21 protein-coding genes are annotated in these 19,903 nt (G+C 68.9%); 13 read left to right on the top strand and 8 right to left on the bottom strand.

All coding sequences use genetic code 11. From position 1 onward, the window contains the following. Positions 1 to 76: 76 nt before the first annotated feature. A complete protein-coding gene (locus ASF22_RS15955; RefSeq protein WP_056171881.1) occupies positions 77 to 262 on the top strand; it encodes a hypothetical protein in 186 nt (61 codons plus the stop codon). A gap of 475 nt (positions 263 to 737) precedes the next feature. Here the strand turns inward: ASF22_RS15955 and ASF22_RS15950 are convergent, their stop codons facing one another. The 5 genes from ASF22_RS15950 to ASF22_RS15930 all read right to left on the bottom strand — a co-directional run bounded on the left by ASF22_RS15950 (position 738) and on the right by ASF22_RS15930 (position 6,111). Then, positions 738 to 2,066 (bottom strand): diguanylate cyclase, encoded by a 1,329-nt coding sequence (locus tag ASF22_RS15950; RefSeq protein WP_082483758.1) that lies wholly within the window; start codon positions 2,064 to 2,066, stop codon positions 738 to 740. Positions 2,067 to 2,148: 82 nt separating this feature from the next. Further along, positions 2,149 to 2,619 carry a hypothetical protein gene (locus tag ASF22_RS15945; protein ID WP_056266089.1) on the bottom strand — a complete coding sequence of 157 codons (471 nt, stop codon included), beginning with the start codon at positions 2,617 to 2,619 and terminating at the stop codon, positions 2,149 to 2,151. Positions 2,620 to 2,798: 179 nt separating this feature from the next. Next, on the bottom strand, positions 2,799 to 3,173 hold the full coding sequence (locus ASF22_RS15940) for a hypothetical protein (RefSeq protein ID WP_056266086.1): 375 nt from the start codon (positions 3,171 to 3,173) through the stop codon (positions 2,799 to 2,801). A 112-nt stretch (positions 3,174 to 3,285) separates the two neighbouring features. Continuing rightward, positions 3,286 to 5,136, bottom strand: coding sequence for a methylmalonyl-CoA mutase subunit beta (locus ASF22_RS15935; RefSeq protein WP_056266083.1), 1,851 nt, complete (start codon positions 5,134 to 5,136; stop codon positions 3,286 to 3,288). Between the two features lie 171 nt (positions 5,137 to 5,307). Beyond that, entirely contained in the window at positions 5,308 to 6,111 is an 804-nt protein-coding gene (locus ASF22_RS15930; RefSeq protein WP_056266081.1) for an undecaprenyl-diphosphate phosphatase, read from the bottom strand. A gap of 245 nt (positions 6,112 to 6,356) precedes the next feature. Between ASF22_RS15930 and ASF22_RS15925 the strand changes: the two genes are divergently transcribed. From ASF22_RS15925 to ASF22_RS15915, 3 genes are all read left to right on the top strand, one after another. Continuing rightward, entirely contained in the window at positions 6,357 to 7,049 is a 693-nt protein-coding gene (locus tag ASF22_RS15925) for a glutathione S-transferase family protein (RefSeq protein WP_056171871.1), read from the top strand. 65 nt (positions 7,050 to 7,114) lie between these two features. Then, entirely contained in the window at positions 7,115 to 8,257 is a 1,143-nt protein-coding gene (gene queG, locus ASF22_RS15920) for a tRNA epoxyqueuosine(34) reductase QueG (protein WP_277996222.1), read from the top strand. Further along, a complete protein-coding gene (locus ASF22_RS15915) occupies positions 8,254 to 9,120 on the top strand; it encodes an SDR family oxidoreductase (protein WP_056266078.1) in 867 nt (288 codons plus the stop codon). The genes queG and ASF22_RS15915 overlap by 4 nt, the downstream gene beginning before the upstream one ends. Positions 9,121 to 9,123: 3 nt before the next feature. On the opposite strand, the gene ASF22_RS15910 is transcribed toward ASF22_RS15915, so the two are convergent. From ASF22_RS15910 to ASF22_RS15900, 3 genes are all read right to left on the bottom strand, one after another. After that, positions 9,124 to 10,242, bottom strand: a complete 1,119-nt coding sequence (locus ASF22_RS15910) for an acyltransferase (RefSeq protein ID WP_056266075.1) — start codon at positions 10,240 to 10,242, stop codon at positions 9,124 to 9,126. 63 nt (positions 10,243 to 10,305) lie between these two features. Continuing rightward, positions 10,306 to 11,334 carry a GNAT family N-acetyltransferase gene (locus ASF22_RS15905; RefSeq protein WP_056171865.1) on the bottom strand — a complete coding sequence of 343 codons (1,029 nt, stop codon included), beginning with the start codon at positions 11,332 to 11,334 and terminating at the stop codon, positions 10,306 to 10,308. Positions 11,335 to 11,535: 201 nt separating this feature from the next. Then, positions 11,536 to 11,922: a hypothetical protein gene (locus ASF22_RS15900; RefSeq protein WP_056171863.1), complete on the bottom strand. Its 387-nt coding sequence runs from the start codon at positions 11,920 to 11,922 to the stop codon at positions 11,536 to 11,538. A 169-nt stretch (positions 11,923 to 12,091) separates the two neighbouring features. On the opposite strand from ASF22_RS15900, the gene ASF22_RS15895 reads away from it, so the two are divergent. From ASF22_RS15895 to rsfS, 9 genes are all read left to right on the top strand, one after another. Next, complete coding sequence (locus ASF22_RS15895) at positions 12,092 to 13,624, top strand: helicase HerA-like domain-containing protein (RefSeq protein ID WP_056266072.1); 1,533 nt, start codon at positions 12,092 to 12,094, stop codon at positions 13,622 to 13,624. Between the two features lie 217 nt (positions 13,625 to 13,841). Next, positions 13,842 to 14,156, top strand: a complete 315-nt coding sequence (gene rplU, locus ASF22_RS15890; RefSeq protein ID WP_056087079.1) for a 50S ribosomal protein L21 — start codon at positions 13,842 to 13,844, stop codon at positions 14,154 to 14,156. A gap of 38 nt (positions 14,157 to 14,194) precedes the next feature. After that, positions 14,195 to 14,461 (top strand): 50S ribosomal protein L27, encoded by a 267-nt coding sequence (gene rpmA / locus ASF22_RS15885; RefSeq protein ID WP_056171859.1) that lies wholly within the window; start codon positions 14,195 to 14,197, stop codon positions 14,459 to 14,461. A gap of 127 nt (positions 14,462 to 14,588) precedes the next feature. Next, positions 14,589 to 15,053, top strand: coding sequence for a hypothetical protein (locus ASF22_RS15880; RefSeq protein WP_056266069.1), 465 nt, complete (start codon positions 14,589 to 14,591; stop codon positions 15,051 to 15,053). Positions 15,054 to 15,135: 82 nt separating this feature from the next. Then, entirely contained in the window at positions 15,136 to 16,170 is a 1,035-nt protein-coding gene (gene obgE, locus ASF22_RS15875; protein WP_056171856.1) for a GTPase ObgE, read from the top strand. Continuing rightward, a complete protein-coding gene (gene proB / locus ASF22_RS15870) occupies positions 16,167 to 17,321 on the top strand; it encodes a glutamate 5-kinase (protein ID WP_244472854.1) in 1,155 nt (384 codons plus the stop codon). The genes obgE and proB overlap by 4 nt, the downstream gene beginning before the upstream one ends. Before the next feature lie 108 nt (positions 17,322 to 17,429). After that, complete coding sequence (locus ASF22_RS15865) at positions 17,430 to 18,725, top strand: glutamate-5-semialdehyde dehydrogenase (RefSeq protein WP_056266178.1); 1,296 nt, start codon at positions 17,430 to 17,432, stop codon at positions 18,723 to 18,725. 36 nt (positions 18,726 to 18,761) lie between these two features. After that, positions 18,762 to 19,445: a nicotinate-nucleotide adenylyltransferase gene (locus ASF22_RS15860; RefSeq protein ID WP_082483749.1), complete on the top strand. Its 684-nt coding sequence runs from the start codon at positions 18,762 to 18,764 to the stop codon at positions 19,443 to 19,445. Then, positions 19,442 to 19,885 carry a ribosome silencing factor gene (gene rsfS, locus ASF22_RS15855; protein ID WP_082478728.1) on the top strand — a complete coding sequence of 148 codons (444 nt, stop codon included), beginning with the start codon at positions 19,442 to 19,444 and terminating at the stop codon, positions 19,883 to 19,885. Before ASF22_RS15860 ends, rsfS begins: the two co-directional genes overlap by 4 nt. Positions 19,886 to 19,903: the final 18 nt, after the last annotated feature.

The raw sequence follows: 19,903 nt of genomic DNA, 5'->3' as shown, positions 1-19,903 counted from the left end.
CAGGCTCCTCGCGGCCTCCGCCGCGTTGCCTGCCGCGAACCCAATCACGCACGCGCACCCGCCAGCTGGAGATCACATGGCCGCCACCGAGAAAGCCGCAGTCTACACGCTCAAGCAGGCCATCGCCGCCAAGGTCGACGACCATGTCGAGATCGCCGTCGAGGCCGAGGACGGCACCAAGTTCAAGATCGTGGCCACGCCCGAGCAGCTCGAAGCCCTGACGGGCGACCTCGAAACCATCCTCGACGCTGACGACGCCTGACCGCCCGGCGCCACCCCCTCGGGGGTGCCCGAGGGAATTTCGCCGCGCCACCCGCCCCGGGCATCGGGGCCGGGTGGCGCGGGTTTCCGTGCGTCGTCGCTCGGCCGATACGTCCCGTCACGCCTCGGACATCAGCCGGACCGAGAAGGCGGCGAGCAGGCTGCCCATGAGCCGCCACTGCGCCAAGAGCCAGCGTCGCGCCAGGAGCCGGGACGGGCGCCTAGCGAGCGCCTTGGTCTGGTCGACGGCGCACCACAACTCGTTGGTGGATGCGGTGCTTGCGTTGGTGGGGGAGGGTTCCGACCGGCCGTCGGCGGATCCGGGATGAACGTCCCACGCGGCTTCCTTGATGTACGGCTTCCGGTGCGAGACCGACGGGCTTCGACGGCGTGCCCCGGGGAGCCGGCCCCGCCTCTCACCTTCCGGCGATCCGCGTGATCGATGGCACCGCCACGGCCGCCCCGTCGCCGAGGTGTCAGCCGGCGGGGGCCGACTCCGACATCCGTGGAAAAAAACTCCGGTGGGTGTTCCGGCCCGTGGCCTTGGCGGCGTAGAGCGCCCCGTCGGCGCGGTCGAACAGTTCGGCCGCGCCGCAGCTGCCGGTCCGGGCGATGCCGATGGAGGCCCCAAGGTGGACGACGCGGCCGTTGCCCTCAATCCGGGTGCCAAGGGCGGCGATGATCCGGTCGGCGCAGGCCTCGGACCCCTCGGCTTCGAGGGGCCCGTGGAGCAGGACCGCGAACTCGTCGCCGCCGATCCGGGCCACGAGGTCGCCGGGCCGGCAGGCGTCGTGCAGGCGCGCGGCCGCCTCCGTCAGGCAGGTGTCGCCCCGCGCGTGCCCGAAGGTGTCGTTGACGGCCTTGAACCCGTCGAGGTCGATGAGCAGCAGGGCCGCGAAGGCAACCGCGTCGGCACCGGGCCCGTCGAGGGCGGCGAGGCCGGCCTGGAACACGCTGCGGTTGGGAAGCCCGGTCAGGTCGTCGAACTCGGCGCGGTGCCGGGTGCGGTCCGCCTCGCGCTTCTCCTCGGTGATGTCCTGCTTCATGCCGAAGATTCGCACGGGCACGCCGTCCACGCACTCCACCGTGGCGGTGAGGCGCATCCAGCGCCGCCGGCCCCGCGCCGTGACGATCTCGGTGTCGAGGTGGAAGCCGCCGCCCTCGGCGATGGCCCGGCTCCGCAGCGTCTGCATCGTCGCGAGGGACCCCGGCGGGTAGCAGCGCAGGGTGGCTTCGCGGTCGAGACGGTCGCCGCGCGGTATCTCGAAAAGGTCGTAGACGCCGTCCGTCCAGGTCAGGCGCTCGTCGGACAGGCGGCACTCCCACACGCCGATCCGGGCGCCCCGCGCCGCGCCCTCGAAGGTGTTTCGCGATTCGGCCAGGGCCGCGCCCTGGTCGCGGACGATGGCGGTGAGAAGGGCGCACTCGGACTTCGCCCGCGCCAGGGCCGCCGTGTCCTGCCGCCGCGCGAGGGTGAGCGCCACCGCGAGGGCGTAGCCCGACAGGCACGCGCCCTGGGCCTCGGACAGACCGGGCAGGCTGGGATCGAACAGGCTCAGGGTGCCAAGGTCCCCGTCGGGTCCGAGGGGAATGTCCACGAGCCATCGCGGCTCGGCCCGACCGGTCCCGCTGCGCACCAGAACCCCGTCGGCGAGGCGGACCTCCGCGCACGCGACACCCACCGCACCCCGCAGGGTGTCGAGCAGACCGACGAGGGGGTCCGCCGCCGTGGAGGATACGCCCCACGGCCCCGCCGGGATCGGCTCCGAGGGAAAATCCGGTTCGGACCACCGTGCCACGAACATGAAGGGTCGCTCCATCCGTGCAACGCTGCACCGATGCCGTACCCTATCGCACGAACCTGAAGGAAAAACCCCGGTCCGCGTCCTATTCGGTCGTCCGGCTCACCGCGAGGATGTCGGCCGTATCCAGGGCGGCCTCCGCCCGCTCGAAGGCGGGTTCGGCGCTGGCGACATCCTGGCGCGTCAGCACCGGCTGGAGTTGGCCGGCGAGCTGCTCGCCGAGGTGGCGGGTGTAGGCGGTGCGGAAGAACCGCTCGCCGCTGCCGCGGCCGTAGAGTCCGTCATGCGCCCGCACCATGGCGTCGACCTCCGGCCGGCACAGGAAGCCGATGACCCCGGCGGCCTCGTACCAGCGCCCCGCCCGCGCATGCTTCATCGCGGTGGGATTTGCCAGGATGGTCTCGGCGAAGCACGCCGTCGCGGTGGTTTCGAGGGGGGACATCACCGCGTGCGGTCGGGCCGGATTCCGGGGCGCGGCCCCGGCCTCGGACCCGAAGCCCGTCAGGACCGCGATGGCGCCCAACAGCCGAATCGTCCCGAGCAAGCCAGTCTTCATCGCGCCACGCCCCGATCGAACCCTGCTTCGAATCCGAACGAGTATTCCGTGGGAATTTCGGCGGGAACAGGGCCGGGATGCCGATCAGCGCGGTTTGCGCCCGTCGTGTGACCAGCGCATCACAGGAGAGGACCGGTCCGCGCGACGGCGCAGGGCGGGATGCGCCGTTCCACGCTGCGTCACCTGCGCCGCTCGGCGTTCCAGCGTCCGCTGCAGCCGATGAGACCCGTGGTGTTCCAGGTTCCGCCGCCCGTGCCCTGGCGCCCGAGCCGTCCCACCACGTCGGCCTTGTCCGAACCCCGGCTGATCACGGCACGCACGGAGCCGTTGCCCGAGACCCGGCCGTTGATGCTGAACTCGCCGCCCGCATAGGTCGCCTCGCCCCGGCGGATCTGGACGCCGTAGCGGTAGGCGCGGTCGCACGGCCCGTCGAGGGTGACCACCTCGATGCTCCACGCGCCATCGTACCGATGCGGCACCTGGACCTTCTTGGTGGCGGCCGTCGCAGGTCCCGTCAGAACCAGGAGGGCAGCGGTAAGAAGTTGAAGGCGCATGGTTTTCCGCTCCGGAGACAGTACGGCAACGCTCGTAGAACGCCCCGGACGCCGGTTCGGTTGCGGCTTCGGCGTACCGCGGTCTGGTCGTCAGCGCCCCGCAGCTTGGTCTTCAGCGTGCCGCAGCTTGCGCCTCCGTGAGCAGGGCCAGCAGGTCGCAGCCGGCGAACAGGAAGTCGTGGACGCCGGCCGCCTTCAGCGCGTCGTTCAGCTCCCCGGGCTTGCCCGCGAGGTAGATCCGCTCGGCGCCGGCCGCCTTCAGGGCCTGCGCCACCGCCACCGCCCTGGCGGCGTAGACCGCGTCCGACGAGCATAGGCAGGCGATGCGGGCCTCCGATTTCGTGAACGCCTGCGCCGCGGCCTCGGCCTCCTCGAACCCGTCCTCGTTCACCGCCTCGATGCCGCCGGCCGCGAACGCATTGGCGGCAAACGTCGAACGGGCATTGAACACCGCCACCGCGCCGAGATTGGCGAGGAACACCCGCGGTCGCTTGCCGGTCGCGGCGAGGTGCGCATCGGACGCATCGCGAAGCGCCTCGTAGGGCTCGGCCAGACGGCGCGAGGGCAGGGGCGCGCAGGTGAGTGTCTCGCCCGCGCCGAACGGAACGGCCTCTCCGGGCACTGGTGCGACGTCCAGAACGGTCACCGGCTTCTCGGCCAGGAACGGGAATTCGCTTGCCCCGGTCAGGGCTTCACGCCGGGTGGCGACGTTCCGCGTACGGGTCTCGGCGGTCTCGGCGATCCGGGCCTGGAGGGTGCCGGCGCGAAGGCTCGCGACGATGCCGCCCTCGGCCTCGATGGCCTGGAACGCGCTCCAGGCAGTCCGGGTCAGCTCGTCCGTCAGGGTCTCGAAGCTGCCGGCCCCCGCCGCCGGATCGGCGACCCGGGCGAGGTTGGATTCCTCGATCAGGACGATCTGGCTGTTGCGCACCACCCGGCGCGCGAAGGCGTCGGCGAGCCCGAGGGCCGCCGTGTAGGGCAGGGCGGTGACGCTGTCGGCGCCGCCGAGGCCGGCCGACCCCGCCGCCATGGAGGTGCGGAGGATGTTCACGAACGGATCGTTGCGGTTCATCATCCGCCACGCCGTTTCCGCGTGCAGCCGTAAGGGCTTGGGGTCGAGCCCGCAGGCCGCCTCGACCCGGGCCCAGAGCCGGCGCATGGCCCGGAATTTGGCGATGGTCAGGAACTCGTCGGCATCGGCCACCAACAGGATCGCGATGGCGTCGCGGGCACGGGCGAGATCGTGGCTGCCGGTTTCGAGCGCGCGCAGGTAGGCGACCGCCGTGGCGAGGCTGGCTGCGAGTTCCACCGCCTCGCTGGCGCCGGCCTCGTGGTAGGGGCGCCCATCGGCGAGGCCCACCCGGCCGTCGAAACCCGCTTCGTCGAAGCGCGCGAGCGTATCCGACAGGTCCTTGGCGAAGTCCGCGCCGAGGCGGCCCGTCGCCGCGAAAGTGCCGATGGGATCGAGACCGAGATCGAGGTCGAGGCCGGCCAGGGCCTCGCCCCGCCGCTCGGCCACCCCCTTCAGCAGGGTCGCGGCCTCGACACCCCGGCCGCCCGCATCGAGGCGAATGGCGATGAGGGGCAGCATCACGCTGGCGAGCGCCGCGTCCAGATCCTCGACGGTGGCGGCGCTCAGTCCGTAGCCCCTGGCCGAGGGGGCGCCTGAAAAGACGAGGGTCAGGGCATCGGCGCCGCCTTCGAGATCGGCGAGCGCCAGCGCCTGGGCAGGCTCCGCCTGCGGGTGATCGACCCGTTGCGCGATGCGCCAGGGCCCCGGCGCCCGCATGGGCTGGGCTACGGGGGCTGCCGGTTCGTAGAGGGGTTCGACCCGGATGCCGTCGGCGGTCTTCGAGACGAGGCGCTTCTCGAAATCCCCGCCTTTCAGCACGCCGTCGACGAGGCCGAGCCAGCGCTCGCGGGTCGCAGGCGGAAACAGGTCGGCGAGGGGACGGTCTTCCATCGTTCGGGCCTTCGATCGGGGCACCGGCCGCAGAGGGCCGGTCACAGCATCAATGTCCGGAAAAGCCCTTGCACGGTGGCGCACGCCGAAGCAATCGCCCCCGATCCCGGATATCGAATACGCCGGCCCGGTCTCGGAATTGCCCTCCGGTCCTCGCCGGCGTGGCGCGCCTCAACCGAAGACGATCAACCCGAAGAAGCCGAGGGACCCGACGATGATGCGCCACCATGCGAACAGGCGAAAGCCGTGGGCGGAGACGTAGTCGAGCACCGTACGGACCACGAACAGGGCGGAGAAGAACGCGACGATGAAGCCGATGACGATGAGGCCGGTGTCGTCGCGGGAGAGGTTCTTGTAGTTGTCGAGCAGGTCCTTTGCGAAGGCACCGGCCATGGTGGGGATCGCGAGGTAGAACGAGAATTCCGTCGCGGAGCGCTTGTCGGCACCCATGAGCATCGCACCCACGATGGTGGCGCCGGAGCGCGACACACCTGGAATCATCGCGATGCACTGGAACAGGCCGATCTTGAAATCCATCGGCAGGGAGAAGTCGAACACGTCGCGCTTCTTCACCTCGAGATCCGTCTCGTCGAGCACGAGGAGGACGAGGCCGCCCGCCACGAGGGTCGCGCACACGATCCACGGATTGAAGAGGTAGTACTTGATGTACTTGGAGAAAAGGCCGCCGACGATGGCCGCCGGCAGGAACGCGAGGAGGATGCCGAACACGAAGCGGCGGGCGTTGGGATCGCTCGGGAGAGCTTTGGCGATGCCGAGCAGACGCCCGAAATAGACCGCCAGGATCGCCAGGATCGCACCGAGCTGGATCAGCACCTCGAAGGTGTTGTTGGGCGACTGGAAGCCGATGAAGTGGCCGACCAGGAGCTGGTGCCCCGTGGACGAGACGGGGATGAACTCCGTCGCGCCTTCCACCACGGCGAGGACGACCGCCTTCGCGATGCTCATCGCATCCATCATCGTATCGCCTCGCTTTAAGTTGTAGAGCATTGTGTCGGGGCGTGGCCACGCAGGTCACGCGCCGGGCACGGCCTCGGATTTAATCCGAGCCATCGACCATGACGGTTGACGGATGGTTACCGCCTTTGGCCGAGCGTGTTAATGAGGCGGCAACGATCGAGCAATATGTCTGGAGGGGCGACCCTCTGCGAGGGGCCCGATACGGCTCGTCCCCGGCAGCTTCCCCCGTCCGAACGGCCTCGATGGCGACGCTTCACCACTCCCCCTTCTGCCCCCATTCGCGCTTCATCCGCCTCGTGCTTGCCGAGATGGGGATGGAGCCCTCCCTGCTGGAGGAACGCCCGTGGGAGCGGCGCGACGCCTTCCTGATCATCAACCCGGCCGGCACGACGCCGGTGCTGGTGGAGCAATCGGGGCTGGCGATTCCGGGAGCCGGCATCATCGCCGAGTATCTCGACGAGACGCGGGGGCTCGGCCTCAGCGGCCGGCGCCTCTTGCCCGAGACCACGGCGGCCCGGGTCGAGGTCCGCCGGCTCCTCGACTGGTTCCTGGTCAAGTTCGATGCGGAGGTGACGGGCTACCTCGTCACGGAAAAGATCTTCAAGCGCTTCATGAACAGTGCCGCGGGTGGCGGGCCCCCGGACATGAACGCCATCCGGGCGGCGCGCACCAATGTGCGCTATCACCTGAAGTACATCGGCTACCTCATGTCCCGCCGCAAATGGATTGCGGGCGACCATCTGACCTATGCGGATCTGGCGGCGGCCGCCCACCTCTCCTGCGTGGATTACCTCGGCGACGTACCATGGGACGAGGACGAGACGGCGCGGGACTGGTACGCACGGGTGAAGTCGCGCCCGTGCTTCCGCACGCTCCTGGCCGATCGGGTGCCGGGCATGGCGCCGGCCGACCACTACGCGGACCTGGACTTCTGACCGACGGCCCGACGAAAGTCCGTCCACCGCGCAAGATTCTGGCGGGGGACGACCTGCGCCGGGCCGTGGAGACCCGCGCCCGGCACCTCGGCTTCGACGATGTGCGCGTGACCCGGCCCGATGCGGTGCCGGCCCTGGTCGAGCGCCTGCCGACATGGCTCGCCGCCGGCCATCACGGCGACATGGCCTGGATGGTGGACCGGGCCGACCAGCGCGCCGACCCGGCGACCCTGTGGCCGGGGGTGCGCAGCGTGATCATGCTCGGCATGAGCTACGGGCCGGAGGAAAATCCCCTCGCGGCGTTGGACCGGCGCGACCGGGGCGCCATCGCGGCCTATGCGCAGCGGCGCGACTATCACGAAGTGCTGAAGGGCAAGCTCAAGGAACTCGGGGGCTACCTCTCGGCCAAGGGCGACGTGCGCGTGAAGGTGTTCGTGGACACCGCGCCGGTGATGGAGAAGCCCCTGGCCGAGGCCGCCGGCCTCGGCTGGCAGGGCAAGCACACGGTCCTCGTCTCGCGCGCCCACGGCAACTGGCTCCTGCTCGGAGCGATCTACACCTCGGCCGATCTCGCGGCGGACGCGCCCGAGACCGACCATTGCGGCTCGTGCCGGCGCTGCCTCGATATCTGTCCGACCGACGCGTTTCCGGCGCCCTACCAGCTCGATGCCAGACGCTGCATCTCCTACCTCACCATCGAGCACGAGGGTCCGATTCCCCGCGCGTTTCGCGCCGCCATCGGCAATCGCATCTTCGGCTGCGACGACTGCCTCGCGGTCTGTCCCTGGAACAAGTTCGCGGCGATCGCGGGGGAAGGGCGGCTCGCCGCGCAGGCCGACCTAGCGGCTCCCCCCCTCGCCGATCTGGCCCGGCTCGACGACGCAGGGTTCCGGACGCGGTTCGCCGGGACCCCGATCAAGCGCACGGGCCGAGACCGATTCCTGCGGAACGTCCTCATCGCCATCGGCAATTCCGGATCGGCCGCGCTCGCACCCGAGGTGGTACGCTGCCTCAGCGATCCCGCGCCCCTGGTGCGCGGCATGGCGGTCTGGGCTGCCACCCGCCTCTTCGACGCGGACGCCCTGCGGGCCGCATTCGAGGAGCACGGTCGGCAGGAAACGGATGACGCGGTCCGGGCTGAATGGCAGAACGGCTTGGCTCAGGACGGCCCGTCGGGATCGATCATGCAGGAACTACGAGACTCATGAACCTCTTCGTCTTCGGCCTCGGCTTCACGGCTCGCCGGTTCGTCGAACGGGCCTCGGGCCGCTTCGCCGAGGTCCGTGCCACGGTGACCGATCCGTCGCGGCCCGGGGCCGGCCTCGCCGGCGTGGCACTTCGGACGTTCGGGCCGGACGGCGACGACGACCGCATCGCCGCCGATCTCGCCGATACCGATGTGCTCCTCGTCTCGGCTCCCCCCGGGCGGGAGGGCGACACGGTTCTGGCTGGCTACGGCGATGCCATTCGCAGGAGTCGCATCGGCTGGATCGGTTACCTCTCGACCATCGGCGTCTACGGTGACCAGCAGGGTGCGTGGATCGACGAGACGACGGAGCCGCGTCCGACGAGCCAGCGCTCGCACGGGCGCCTCGCCGTGGAAGCGGCCTGGCTCACCCTTGGGCGCGAGTCCAACAAGGCCGTTCAGGTGTTCCGCCTGGCCGGCATCTACGGGCCTGGCCGAAACCCGATCGTCAAGTTGCGCGAGGGGAAGTCGCAACGGATCATCAAGGCCGGACAGGTCTTCAACCGCATCCATGTGGACGATATCGCGACCACGCTGCTCGCCTCCCTCGACCGGCCCCGGGCCGGGGCGGTCTACAACGTCACGGACGACGCACCGACCCCGCCACAGGTGGTGACCGAGCACGCAGCCAGCCTCGCGGGCCTGCCCCTGCCGCCGGAGATCGATTTCGAGACCGCGGATCTCAGTCCGATGGCGCGCAGCTTCTACGGCGAGAACAAGCGGGTGCGGAACCGGCTGATCCGCGAGGAACTCGGCGTCGATCTCGCCTATCCGACCTACCGCGAGGGACTGGCCGCCCTCGTGGCGGATGCGCGCGCGTCTTAGACTTCAGGCCCGGCCCTGGGTCGGCTGCGCCCATCCGAGCCGCGACAGAGCGCCGAAGAGGGCCGCCCGTGCCGGCTTCGGACGCTCCACGGCACGGGCGGCGGCGATCGCAACAGCCTGGGCCACGAGCCACGCCGCCGCGAAGGTCGCAACATCGCCGGTCCGACCCGACGCCCAGCCGAAGTGGGCGCGAACGGAGAACACCAGGACCAGGATCGGCATGTGCACCACGTAGAGGGTGTAGGAGAACGAGGCTGCGCCTTCCCAGCGCGCGAAAGTCCGTGCGGCGGGCGCCTCGTTCGTCGCCAGACCGAGCAGAGCGACGGCCAGGGGCAGTCCCAGTGCAGCTTGGTAGGCAAGGAACGGCCCCCACGCGCTCATGGCATCGACGAAGCCGGGGTTCGCCGCGAAGGCCAGGGGTGCGCCGAGCGCGAGCCCCGCGAGGGGGAGAACGACCGGTGTCGCCGCCAGCCGGCGTAGACCGGGATGTCCCCCGAGCCGGGCCGCGCCCACGCCCGCCCCGAACAGGGCCAGGGATTGCAGGTAGAAGAACCGATTGGCCGTCACGAGAACGAGCCCCGAAGCGAGGACGATCCCCGTGGCGCGCCAGGCTCCACGCCCGACGATGGCCAGGGTGGCGAAGGCGGCGACCGCGTAGAGGTAGACCTCCTGGCGCAGGGACCAGAGCGGATTGTCGATGACGAAGGTCGCGTCGCTGGGGGCGAACGTCAGGGTGATGCCCCGCAGGAAGGCGAGGACGCCCATGGTGTAAGGCTCCCCCGTCCGGGTCAGGAGGGGGAGGCCGGCCCGGCCGAGGATGCCCACCGCGAAGGTGAGGGCGATGGCGAAGATCAAGGGGGGCGCGATGCGGGCCACCCGGTGGACCGCGTAGGGCACGAGGAAGCGGCCATCCCGCCCGGCCATCCGGCTGAGACTCGTCGCGATGACGAACCCGCTGAGGGCGAAGAAGATCATCACCGAGACTCGGCCGATCCAGCCGGTGATGGCCGCTCCTGTCCCATGGGTGGGCAGGAACGCCATCTCCACCGCGTGGGTGAGCACCACCGCCTGCGCGGCGAGACCCCGCACACCGTCGAGCGCCTCGTATCGATAGCCCCGCATCCGTCCCGCCCCTCCGGCCCGCGGGACCGGGTTGCCGGAGGGATACGGTTCCCGCAAGCGGCGTTACGCGGCCTTGCGGTTCGCGGTGGGGCCGAAATGATCGATGTAGCGCGCGGCGATGGCCGAGACCGGCAGGACCACGAATACGTCGGTGGTGCCGAACTGATGATCGACCACGGCCCCGTCGCCGAAGGTCGCGCCGACCCGGAGGTAGCCCTTGATCAGGGGCGGCAGGGATTGAAGGGCGGCTTTCGGGTCCACGGCTTCGCGGGCGAGGCGGTCCATGGCGACGTAACGTGCGGGCAGGGCCGTGGCGCCCCAGCCTTCCGGCGCGCGGGCGTGATGATGGAGGAAGCTCAAGGGGAGGGCGAGGCGGTCCGGATCGGTGCCCTCCAGGCTGGCGCAGCCGAGCATGGCATCGATGCGGTGGTGTTGGACGTAGGCCCAGATTCCGGCCCAGAGCAGTTCCACCGTGCGCTTGGTCCGGTAGGGCTTGAGGACACAGGAGCGGCCGAGTTCGAGGAAGCGCTCGCCCGGATGCGCGGCGAGGAGGGGCGCGATGTCGTACTCGGCCTCCGTGTAGAAGCCGAAATGCCGGTCGGCCGTCTCCTGGCGAAGGAGGCGGTAGGTGCCCACCACCTTCGGGCGGGGGCGCCGGAACGGGGTCTCGTCCGTGGCTGCGTGATCGATGACGAGGAGGTGGTCGCAGACCGTGTCGTAGGCATCGATATCCCGGCGCGAAAGCAGGGACAGGCCGGTGGCCACCGCCTGCATCTCCTCGAAGAACACCCGGTAGCGCAGGCGCTGCGCCCGGCGAATCTCGGACACGGAAGTCGCCAGCCGAACCTCGAGATTGCCGATGCGTCCGAGGCTCGGATCGAGGCCTGGGGCCGGGAACGGCTTCTTCAGGCGCGGCGTGAACTTGATCGGTACGGAACCGGGCGGGATGAGCGCCCGCCCGTGTGGGGTGGGCACTCCCAAAAGGCCTGCTTCGCTGCGCTTGCGCTTCATTCGGGTGAAGGGCGCATGAACGTGCGTCTCCCAACCGGTGAGCCACGCCGCGGATGCCTCTCGCGCGAAGTTCGGAACCATGGTCGAATCCGCCTGTCGGGATCGCGAGACGGGCTCACCCCGGAGCCCTGAACCTCACGCCTTCGGGACGCCACAACACCATGCGGCGCACACGCTTTTATGACACGGATTCGCCAAGTGCGAGAGGGAGTTGAGGCGCTTAGCCGACACCTCTCCGGCAGCCCGCACGTGCGTAGCCGCCGAAGTGGATCGAATGGATGGTCAGACGAACTGGTTCAGGCCAGGGATCGAGCCGACGATGGGCCCCATGACGTCCTCGCCGGCCTTCTCGCGGCCGTAGGCGAACAGCTCCCGGCCGAGCGGCTGCATCTGGCCCATGGGGACACCGGCCGCCATGAGTTTCTGACCCAGCGCCATCACGCCGCCGCCCATCATGCCACCGAGCATGCCCATCAGACCGCCGCCGCCTTCGCCCGCATTGGACTCCGCGATGGTAGTCTCAGAACCGGGAAGGGTGGCGAGGAGCTGGCTGACTTCGGTGGCGGGCCCTTCCTTCTGGAGGAAGGCCAGAATGTGGCCGATGGCCGTCTGGGCGGTCGCGGCGTCCAGCCCCGTCACGGTGGTGACGCGGGCAATCAACTCTTCCATCTCGGGTCGCTCCAGAGCATTCGGGATTTTGTCTGTCCGGCCTTGCCGCGGGTAAATCAAGGGTGGCAGCCGCGTCAGGCCTCTGTTGCTGGAAAATGCCGCGCCCAGGCCGCATAACCCACCTGAGCGAGGCGGCACGCCGCTTCTCAGCATCGGGGAGTGGGCGATCATGCAGGGCGACGGCACAATCCTCGTGGGCAAGAGTCTCCTGAAGGGGGGCGGCACCAAGCCGGAGGCACTCACCCTGCGGCTCGCCAACCGCCATGGCCTCGTGGCGGGCGCCACCGGCACCGGCAAGACCGTGACCCTGCAAGTGATGGCCGAGGGCTTTTCGAATGCCGGGGTCCCGGTCTTCGCCGCCGACATCAAGGGGGATTTGTCCGGGCTCGCCGCCGCCGGGGAAGCGAAGCCTCAATTCGTCGAACGTGCCGAGCAGCTTGGTATTCCGTACGAGCCCGACCGCTTCCCGGTGGTGTTCTGGGATCTGTTCGGCGACCAGGGGCATCCGATCCGCGCGACCGTGATCGAGATGGGGCCCCTGGTTCTCGCCCGCCTGTTGGAACTCAACGACACCCAGGAGGGCGTCCTCAACATCGCCTTCCGGATTGCCGATGACAACGAATGGCCGGTTCTCGACCTCAAGGATCTGCGTGCCCTCCTGCTCTACGTCTCGGAGAACCTGAAGGCGATCTCGGGCCAGTACGGCAACGTCTCGGCGGCGAGCGTGGGGGCCATCCAGCGTCAGCTGCTGATGCTGGAGAATCAGGGTGCAGACCAGTTCTTCGGCGAGCCGGCCCTGGACCTCAACGATTTCATGAAGACCGACCGCGAAGGGCGCGGCATCGTCAACATCCTGGCCGCCGACAAGCTCATGCAGCGGCCCCGGCTCTACGCCGCCTTCCTGTTGTGGATGCTGTCGGAGCTGTTCGAGCAATTGCCCGAGGTGGGAGACCTCGACAAGCCCAGGCTCGTCTTCTTCTTCGACGAGGCCCACCTGCTGTTCGACGATGCGCCCAAAGCGCTTCTCGATGCCGTCGAGCAGGTGGTGCGGCTGATCCGCTCCAAGGGTGTCGGCGTCTACTTCGTCACCCAGAACCCCCTTGATGTCCCCGAGTCGGTTCTCGGTCAGCTCGGCAACCGGGTGCAGCACGCATTGCGTGCCTTCACGCCGCGCGACCAGCGTGCGGTGAAGTCGGCGGCCGAGACGTTTCGCCAGAATCCGGGTTTCGATGTCGCCAAGGCCATCACCGAACTCGGCGTCGGCGAGGCCTTGATGAGCTTCCTCGAAGCGAAGGGAACGCCTTCCATCGTCGAGCGGGCCCTCGTCGCTCCGCCCCAGGGCCGCGTCGGCCCCATCACGCCGGCCGAGCGCGCGAGCCTCATGGCGAACAGCCCCGTGCGGGGGAAGTACGATGCGGCGGTCGACAACGAGAGCGCCTACGAGATCCTGGCCAAGCGCAAGGGTTTGGATTCCGCGCCGGCAGAGGCGGCTCAGCAAGCCGAGGGCGGTCTGACGGGCATGCTCGGTGGATTGCTCGGCAGCGTCTTCGGCTCGAAACCCGCTGCAAAGGGGCGCCGCCCTCCACAAACCCTCGCCGAACAGGTCATCGGTAACGCTGCCCGTTCCATGGCGCGCAAGGTTGGAACGGAGGTGGGGAATGCGATCCTTCGCAATGTGCTGGGCGGGCTGACCAAGCGTTGAATTCGTGGCACGCGGCTCTTGCCCGAACCGGCATCGCATTGACAAATCACCCCCATCGCGCCTATGCACCAGCGCAATGCGCGGCTTCCTCGACGAAGTCCGCGCGTTTCGCGTTCGCGCCCGGCTCGACCCGGTGTCGCGGATGACCTGAACAAGAAGACGGTCCAGGTTCACCTGACGGTGAGCGGGAGGCCGGCAGAGAACACGAAAGAGAACGATGTTCGCAGTCATCAAGACGGGCGGCAAGCAGTATCGCGTTGCCGCCAACGACACCATCACGATCGCCACCCTCGAGGGTGAAGCCGGCTCCACCGTGACCTTCGGGGACGTGCTCCTTTTCGCCGACGGCGCTGGCGCCACTCAGATCGGCGCGCCGCTGCTCTCGGGCATCAGCGTCACCGGCGAGATCGTCAGCCATGGCCGCGACGCGAAGGTCATCGCCTTCAAGAAGCGCCGCCGCCAGAACTCGCGCCGCAAGCGGGGCCACCGCCAGCACCACACGGTGGTTCGCATCACCGGCATCAGCGCCTGACGGTCGGATCGTTTTTCGAGATTTCGGAGTAAGCCACAATGGCCCATAAAAAAGCAGGCGGCTCGTCCCGCAACGGCCGCGATTCCGCCGGCCAGCGCCTCGGCGTGAAGAAGTTCGGCTCGGAAGCCGTCATCGCCGGCAACATCATCGTGCGCCAGCGCGGCACCAAGTGGCATCCCGGCGCCAATGTGGGCATGGGTACGGATCATACCCTGTTCGCCAAGACCGATGGCCGGGTGCTGTTCATGACCAAGCGCGGTCGTGCCTTCGTCACCGTCGTGCCGCTGCAGGAAGCTGCCGAGTAACGAACTTTTCTTTCGGTCGCCCGGCCTTCCGGCCGGTCGGGGCATGGATGGGGGAGGATGGGTATCCATCCTCCCTTTCGTCGTCTGAGGCGGAGTAGGTTCCGCCTACAGCGATGGGGTCGAGGCCATGAAGCGTACCCTTGCCGTATCGGGCGCGGCTGCCCTGGCGGCCTTCGGGTTTGCCGCCCTCCTGTTGCGTGGCTTGGACCACCCCCAGCCAGCACCCGGTGTCGTCGCGACGACGTCTGCGATGCCGACGCTGTACTGTGAATTCTACAATTTCGTCGGCCGCGCTCCGAAGGTCGGGTTCACCTTCTCGACCTCGCGCGCCAACGAAGCTCCGGCCTTCGCCCAAGTGAACCAGATCGAGGCGGACGGGACGCGGACCGCTTTTGGCGCGGACAGCGAGCCGTCACGGAATTGGACTTTCGAGGCGGGAGACCCGCCGAATCTGGTTTCGCCCGACGATGCCATCCGCATCCTCCTTTACGGATACGAGGGCACCACGTCCGCCGGGACGTGGTTCGAAGCCGGACTTCGGAGTATCCAGTACCTGAACCTCGACGGGAAATGCCGTTGCGGCGGCGTCTGACGCCGATACCGGCATCCCGCCGGAGCCGACCCGCGAGACCGCTTCGCGTGTCCGAGACGAATGAAGTGAGACGAGCAGTACCGTGAAATTCCTCGACGAAGCCAAGGTCTACGTGCGCTCCGGCGACGGTGGTGCCGGATGCGTGGCCTTCCGGCGTGAAAAGTTCATCGAATTCGGCGGTCCCAACGGCGGCGACGGCGGCCGGGGTGGCGACGTCTGGGTCGAGTGCGTCGACGGTCTCAACACCCTGATCGACTACCGATACCAGCAGCATTTCAAGGCCAAGAAGGGCGAGCACGGCATGGGCTCGAACCGCCACGGGGCCAACGGCGCCGACGTGGTGCTCAAGGTGCCGGCCGGGACTGAGATCATCGCCGAGGACGGCGAGACACTGATCGCCGACATGACCCATATCGGCCAGCGGGTACGCTTGGCCAAGGGAGGCAACGGCGGCTTCGGAAACGCCTATTTCACCACCTCGACGAACCGTGCCCCCAAGCATGCCAACCCGGGCCTCGAGGGCCACGAGCAATGGGTCTGGCTGCGCCTGAAGCTCATCGCCGATGCGGGCTTGGTCGGCCTGCCGAATGCCGGTAAATCGACGTTCCTCGCCACCGTGACGGCGGCCAAGCCGAAGATCGCCGATTACCCCTTCACCACCCTGCACCCCGGCCTCGGCGTCGTCCGCTCGGACGAGCGGGAATTCGTTCTCGCGGATATTCCCGGTCTCATCGAGGGCGCACACGATGGCGTCGGCCTCGGCGACCGGTTCCTCGCCCATGTCGAGCGCTGCCGCGTGCTCCTGCACCTCGTCGAGGCCACCAACGAGCATGCGGGCAAGACCTACAAGCTCGTCCGCAAGGAACTCGAGGCCTATGGCGGCGGCCTGACCGACAAGCCCGAGATCGTCGCCCTATCGAAGGCCGACGTGGTCGATCCCGACACGCTCAAGGAGCAGGTCGCCCGGCTCAAGCGCGCCTCGGGGAAGAAGCCGTTGATCCTGTCGTCGGCGACGGGGCTCGGCGTTCAGGACGCGCTGCGGGCGATCACCCGCTCCATCGCGGAGGCCAAGCGCGCCGAGGCGGAGGCGCAGCCGGCCGATGCGTGGCAGCCGTGAGTGACGCGGCGGTGACTTCGCCGCGTGCATCGACGCCCAACCTCCAGGACTTCCGCCGGATCGTCATCAAGGTCGGTTCGGCACTCCTCGTGGACCGCGCGCGCGGACGTCTGCGCCATGCCTGGCTCGCGGCTCTGGCCGAGGACATCGCCGACCTGCACGCGCAGGGAGCCGACGTCCTCGTCGTCTCCTCGGGCGCCATCGCCCTCGGGCGTACGGTGCTTGGATATCCGCCCGGTACCCTGCGGCTGGAGGAGAGCCAGGCGGCGGCGGCCGTGGGACAGATCGCGCTCGCGCGGCACTGGTCGGAGGCGCTCGGCCACCACGGGATCGCGGCCGGTCAGATCCTGGTGACGCCGCAGGACACCGAGGAGCGCCGACGCTACCTCAACGCCCGCGCCACCGTGCTCAAGCTGCTCGAAGTGCGCGCCGTGCCGGTGGTGAACGAGAACGACACCGTGGCCACCAGCGAGATCCGCTACGGCGACAACGACCGGCTCGCCGCCCGTGTCGCCACCATGATCGGTGCCGACGTCCTGGTGCTCTTCTCCGATATCGACGGCCTCTATACGGCGCCGCCTCACACCGACCCGCTCGCTCGCCATCTTCCGGTGATCGAGCGCATCACCCCCGAGATCGAGGCCATGGCCGGCGGTCCGGCCTCGGATCTGTCGCGCGGTGGGATGCGCACCAAGGTCGAAGCCGCGAAGATCGCCGCCAGCGGCGGCACCCACATGGTCATCGCCGACGGCCGCGAGAAGAACCCCCTGCGCACCATCCTGAAGGGGGGGCGTTGCAGCTGGTTCCTGTCGGGCTCCAACCCGATCGCCGCGCGCAAGGCCTGGATCGCCGGGTCCCTCGAGCCGCGCGGCATCCTCATCGTCGATGACGGTGCCGCCCGCGCGCTTCAGGGGGGAGCCAGCCTGCTGCCGGTGGGCGTCACCGGGATTCACGGCGGATTCGGACGCGGCGACGCCGTGGTGATCCGCGATGCCGCCGGGCGGACCCTCGGGCGTGGCTTGGTGGCCTACGACAGCGATCAGGCCGTGCGGATCATCGGCCGCCCGAGCCGCGAGATCGCCGATCTGCTGACTCATCCCGGCCGCGCCGAAATGGTGCATCGCGACGACCTCGCCATGGTGGGCGAATAGCCGGGTTGTCATGCGTTACGCTTGTTTCCCCAGTATCCGGCATGCGATGACGGGCGGGACAACAGGCGGGCGCGCCGGATCGCGCGACGGCCCGCGAGGATGAAGGCCGTGCCCGTTCTGAACCTGCGTACCGATTTTCAAGCTCCCGATCTGACCGCCGAGATGCATGCCATCGGCCAGCGCGCGCGAGCCGCCGCGCGTGGCATCGCGCTGGCACCAGCTCAGATCAAGGATATCGCGCTTCGCACCATCGCCGAGCGCTTGCGGGGGGCACAGTCCGAGATCCTGACAGAAAACGCCCGGGACGTGGAAGCGGCCCGCGCCGCCGGCCAGACTCAGGCGCTCATCGACCGGCTCACCCTCGATCCCACGCGCCTGAGCGCCATCGCCGACGCCGTCGAGAAGATCGGTGCCTTGCCCGATCCCGTCGGGCGTCAGGTCGCTGCGTTCGAGCGTCCCAATGGCCTGCTGATCGAGCGCATCGCCGTGCCGCTGGGCGTCATCGGCGTGATCTTCGAGAGCCGCCCCAACGTCACCGCCGATGCCGGCGCGCTGTGCCTCAAGGCCGGCAATGCCGCCATCCTGCGCGCCGGGTCCGACAGTCATCGCACGGCCATGGCCATCGCGCGCGCCATGCGGGCCGGTCTGGAAGCGTCCGGACTGCCGGCGGACGCGATCCAGATCGTACCGACCCGTGATCGGGCTGCCGTTGGCGCCATGCTGTCCGGCCTCGACGGCTGCATCGACGTGATCGTGCCCCGGGGCGGGCGCGGTCTGGTGGAACGTGTCCATGCCGAGGCGCGGGTGCCGGTCTTCGCGCACCTCGATGGTATCTGTCACGTCTACGTCGCCGCCGGCGCCGATCTCGACATGGCCCGTACCATCGCCCTCAACAGCAAGATGCGCCGTACGGGTATCTGCGGCGCCGCCGAGACCCTCCTGGTGGATCGCGCCTGCGCCAGCACGCATCTGGCTCCCCTCGTCACGGCTCTCATCGAGGCAGGGTGCGCCGTGCGTGGCGATACGGATGTGCAGGCGGTCGATGCCCGTGTGACGCCGGCCGCGGAGGCGGACTGGCGTACGGAGTACCTCGATGCCATCATCGCCGTCCGAGTGGTCGATGGTCTCGATGCGGCGATCACCCATATCGAGACCTACGGATCGCACCACACCGATTCCATCGTGACCGCCGACCGCGCCGAGGCGACGCGCTTCCTCGCCGAGGTCGATTCCGCCATCGTCGTCCACAACGCCTCGACCCAGTTCGCCGATGGCGGGGAGTTCGGCTTCGGGGCCGAGATCGGTATCGCAACGGGCCGGATGCATGCGCGCGGACCCGTCGGCGTGGAGCAACTCACCACCTTCAAGTACCGCGTCCACGGGAGTGGGCAGACGCGTCCTTGACGCTTCGCTTCGTTCCGCCACCACACGCGGCTTCCGATGCGACTTGACGTGTCGGGACCCGTTCGGCTTCCGCCGGCCTGCCCCGGCCTCCGGATCGGCCTCTACGGCGGTTCGTTCAACCCGGCTCATCTCGGGCATCGGCATGTCAGCCGCGTCGCCCTGCGGCGCCTGGGCCTCGACCGCGTCTGGTGGATGGTCACGCCGGGCAATCCCCTGAAGGACCGGGCCGATCTCGCTTCCATCGACGCGCGCGTCTCGGCCGCTCAGGCTATCGCTGCCCATCCCCGCATCGTGGTGACGGCTTTCGAGAGCCTCATCGGTGCTCGCTACACTCGGCAAAGCCTTCGCTACCTCACGGACCGCCATCCGGCCGTGCGATTCGTCTGGATCATGGGAGCCGACAGCCTCGCGACATTTCATCGCTGGCAGGGATTCCGTGCGATCGCCGAAACCATGCCCATCGCCATCATCGACCGGCCCGGCTTCACTCTCAAGGGGCCGGTTGCGCGGGGTGCGCAAGCCCTCGGCCGTTGGCGGATCGACGAGGCGGATGCCCGTGTGCTCGCCGATCTCGACCCACCGGCCTGGGTCTTCCTGCACGGTCCACGCTCTCATCTGTCCTCCACGGCCCTGCGAACCGGGGGGCGGAAAGATGGATTGCGCGAAGACGCAACGGGAACGTTCCATGTCGCGCCCATTCAGGGTACGATCCCCGCATGACGATGGCCATTGCAGGAACTGAGACGCTGAACGACGCGGTCCACCAGGGAGCCCCAGGTTCCGACGACGTTGCCGACCGCAAGATCGGCGACCTCAGAGCGCTCGCCCTCGATTGTCTGGAGGACATGAAGGCGGAGGAGACCATCGAGATCGATCTGATGGGTCGGACGTCGCTCGCCGACACCATGATCATCACTTCGGGTCGCTCGCAGCGCCATGTCGGTGCCATCGCTGACCGCATCCTCCAGGACATGAAGGCCAAGGGTCTCGGCTCCGCCCGGGTCGAGGGCATGCCGGCCTGCGACTGGGTGCTGATCGATGCAGGCGACATCATCGTCCACATCTTCCGCCCGGAAGTGCGCGGCTTCTACAATCTCGAGAAGATGTGGGGCGCCGACCGTCCCGCCGTCGACCTGCCCAGCAACGCCCTAGCCGAGTAAGCGACCGCGGGTCGTCGA

Origin of the sequence: Methylobacterium sp. Leaf87 (assembly GCF_001422775.1) — a bacterium.
Taxonomy (GTDB): domain Bacteria; phylum Pseudomonadota; class Alphaproteobacteria; order Rhizobiales; family Beijerinckiaceae; genus Methylobacterium.
Note: the sequence above shows the minus strand (reverse complement) of the source record. Positions and strands in the feature narration are given on the sequence as shown.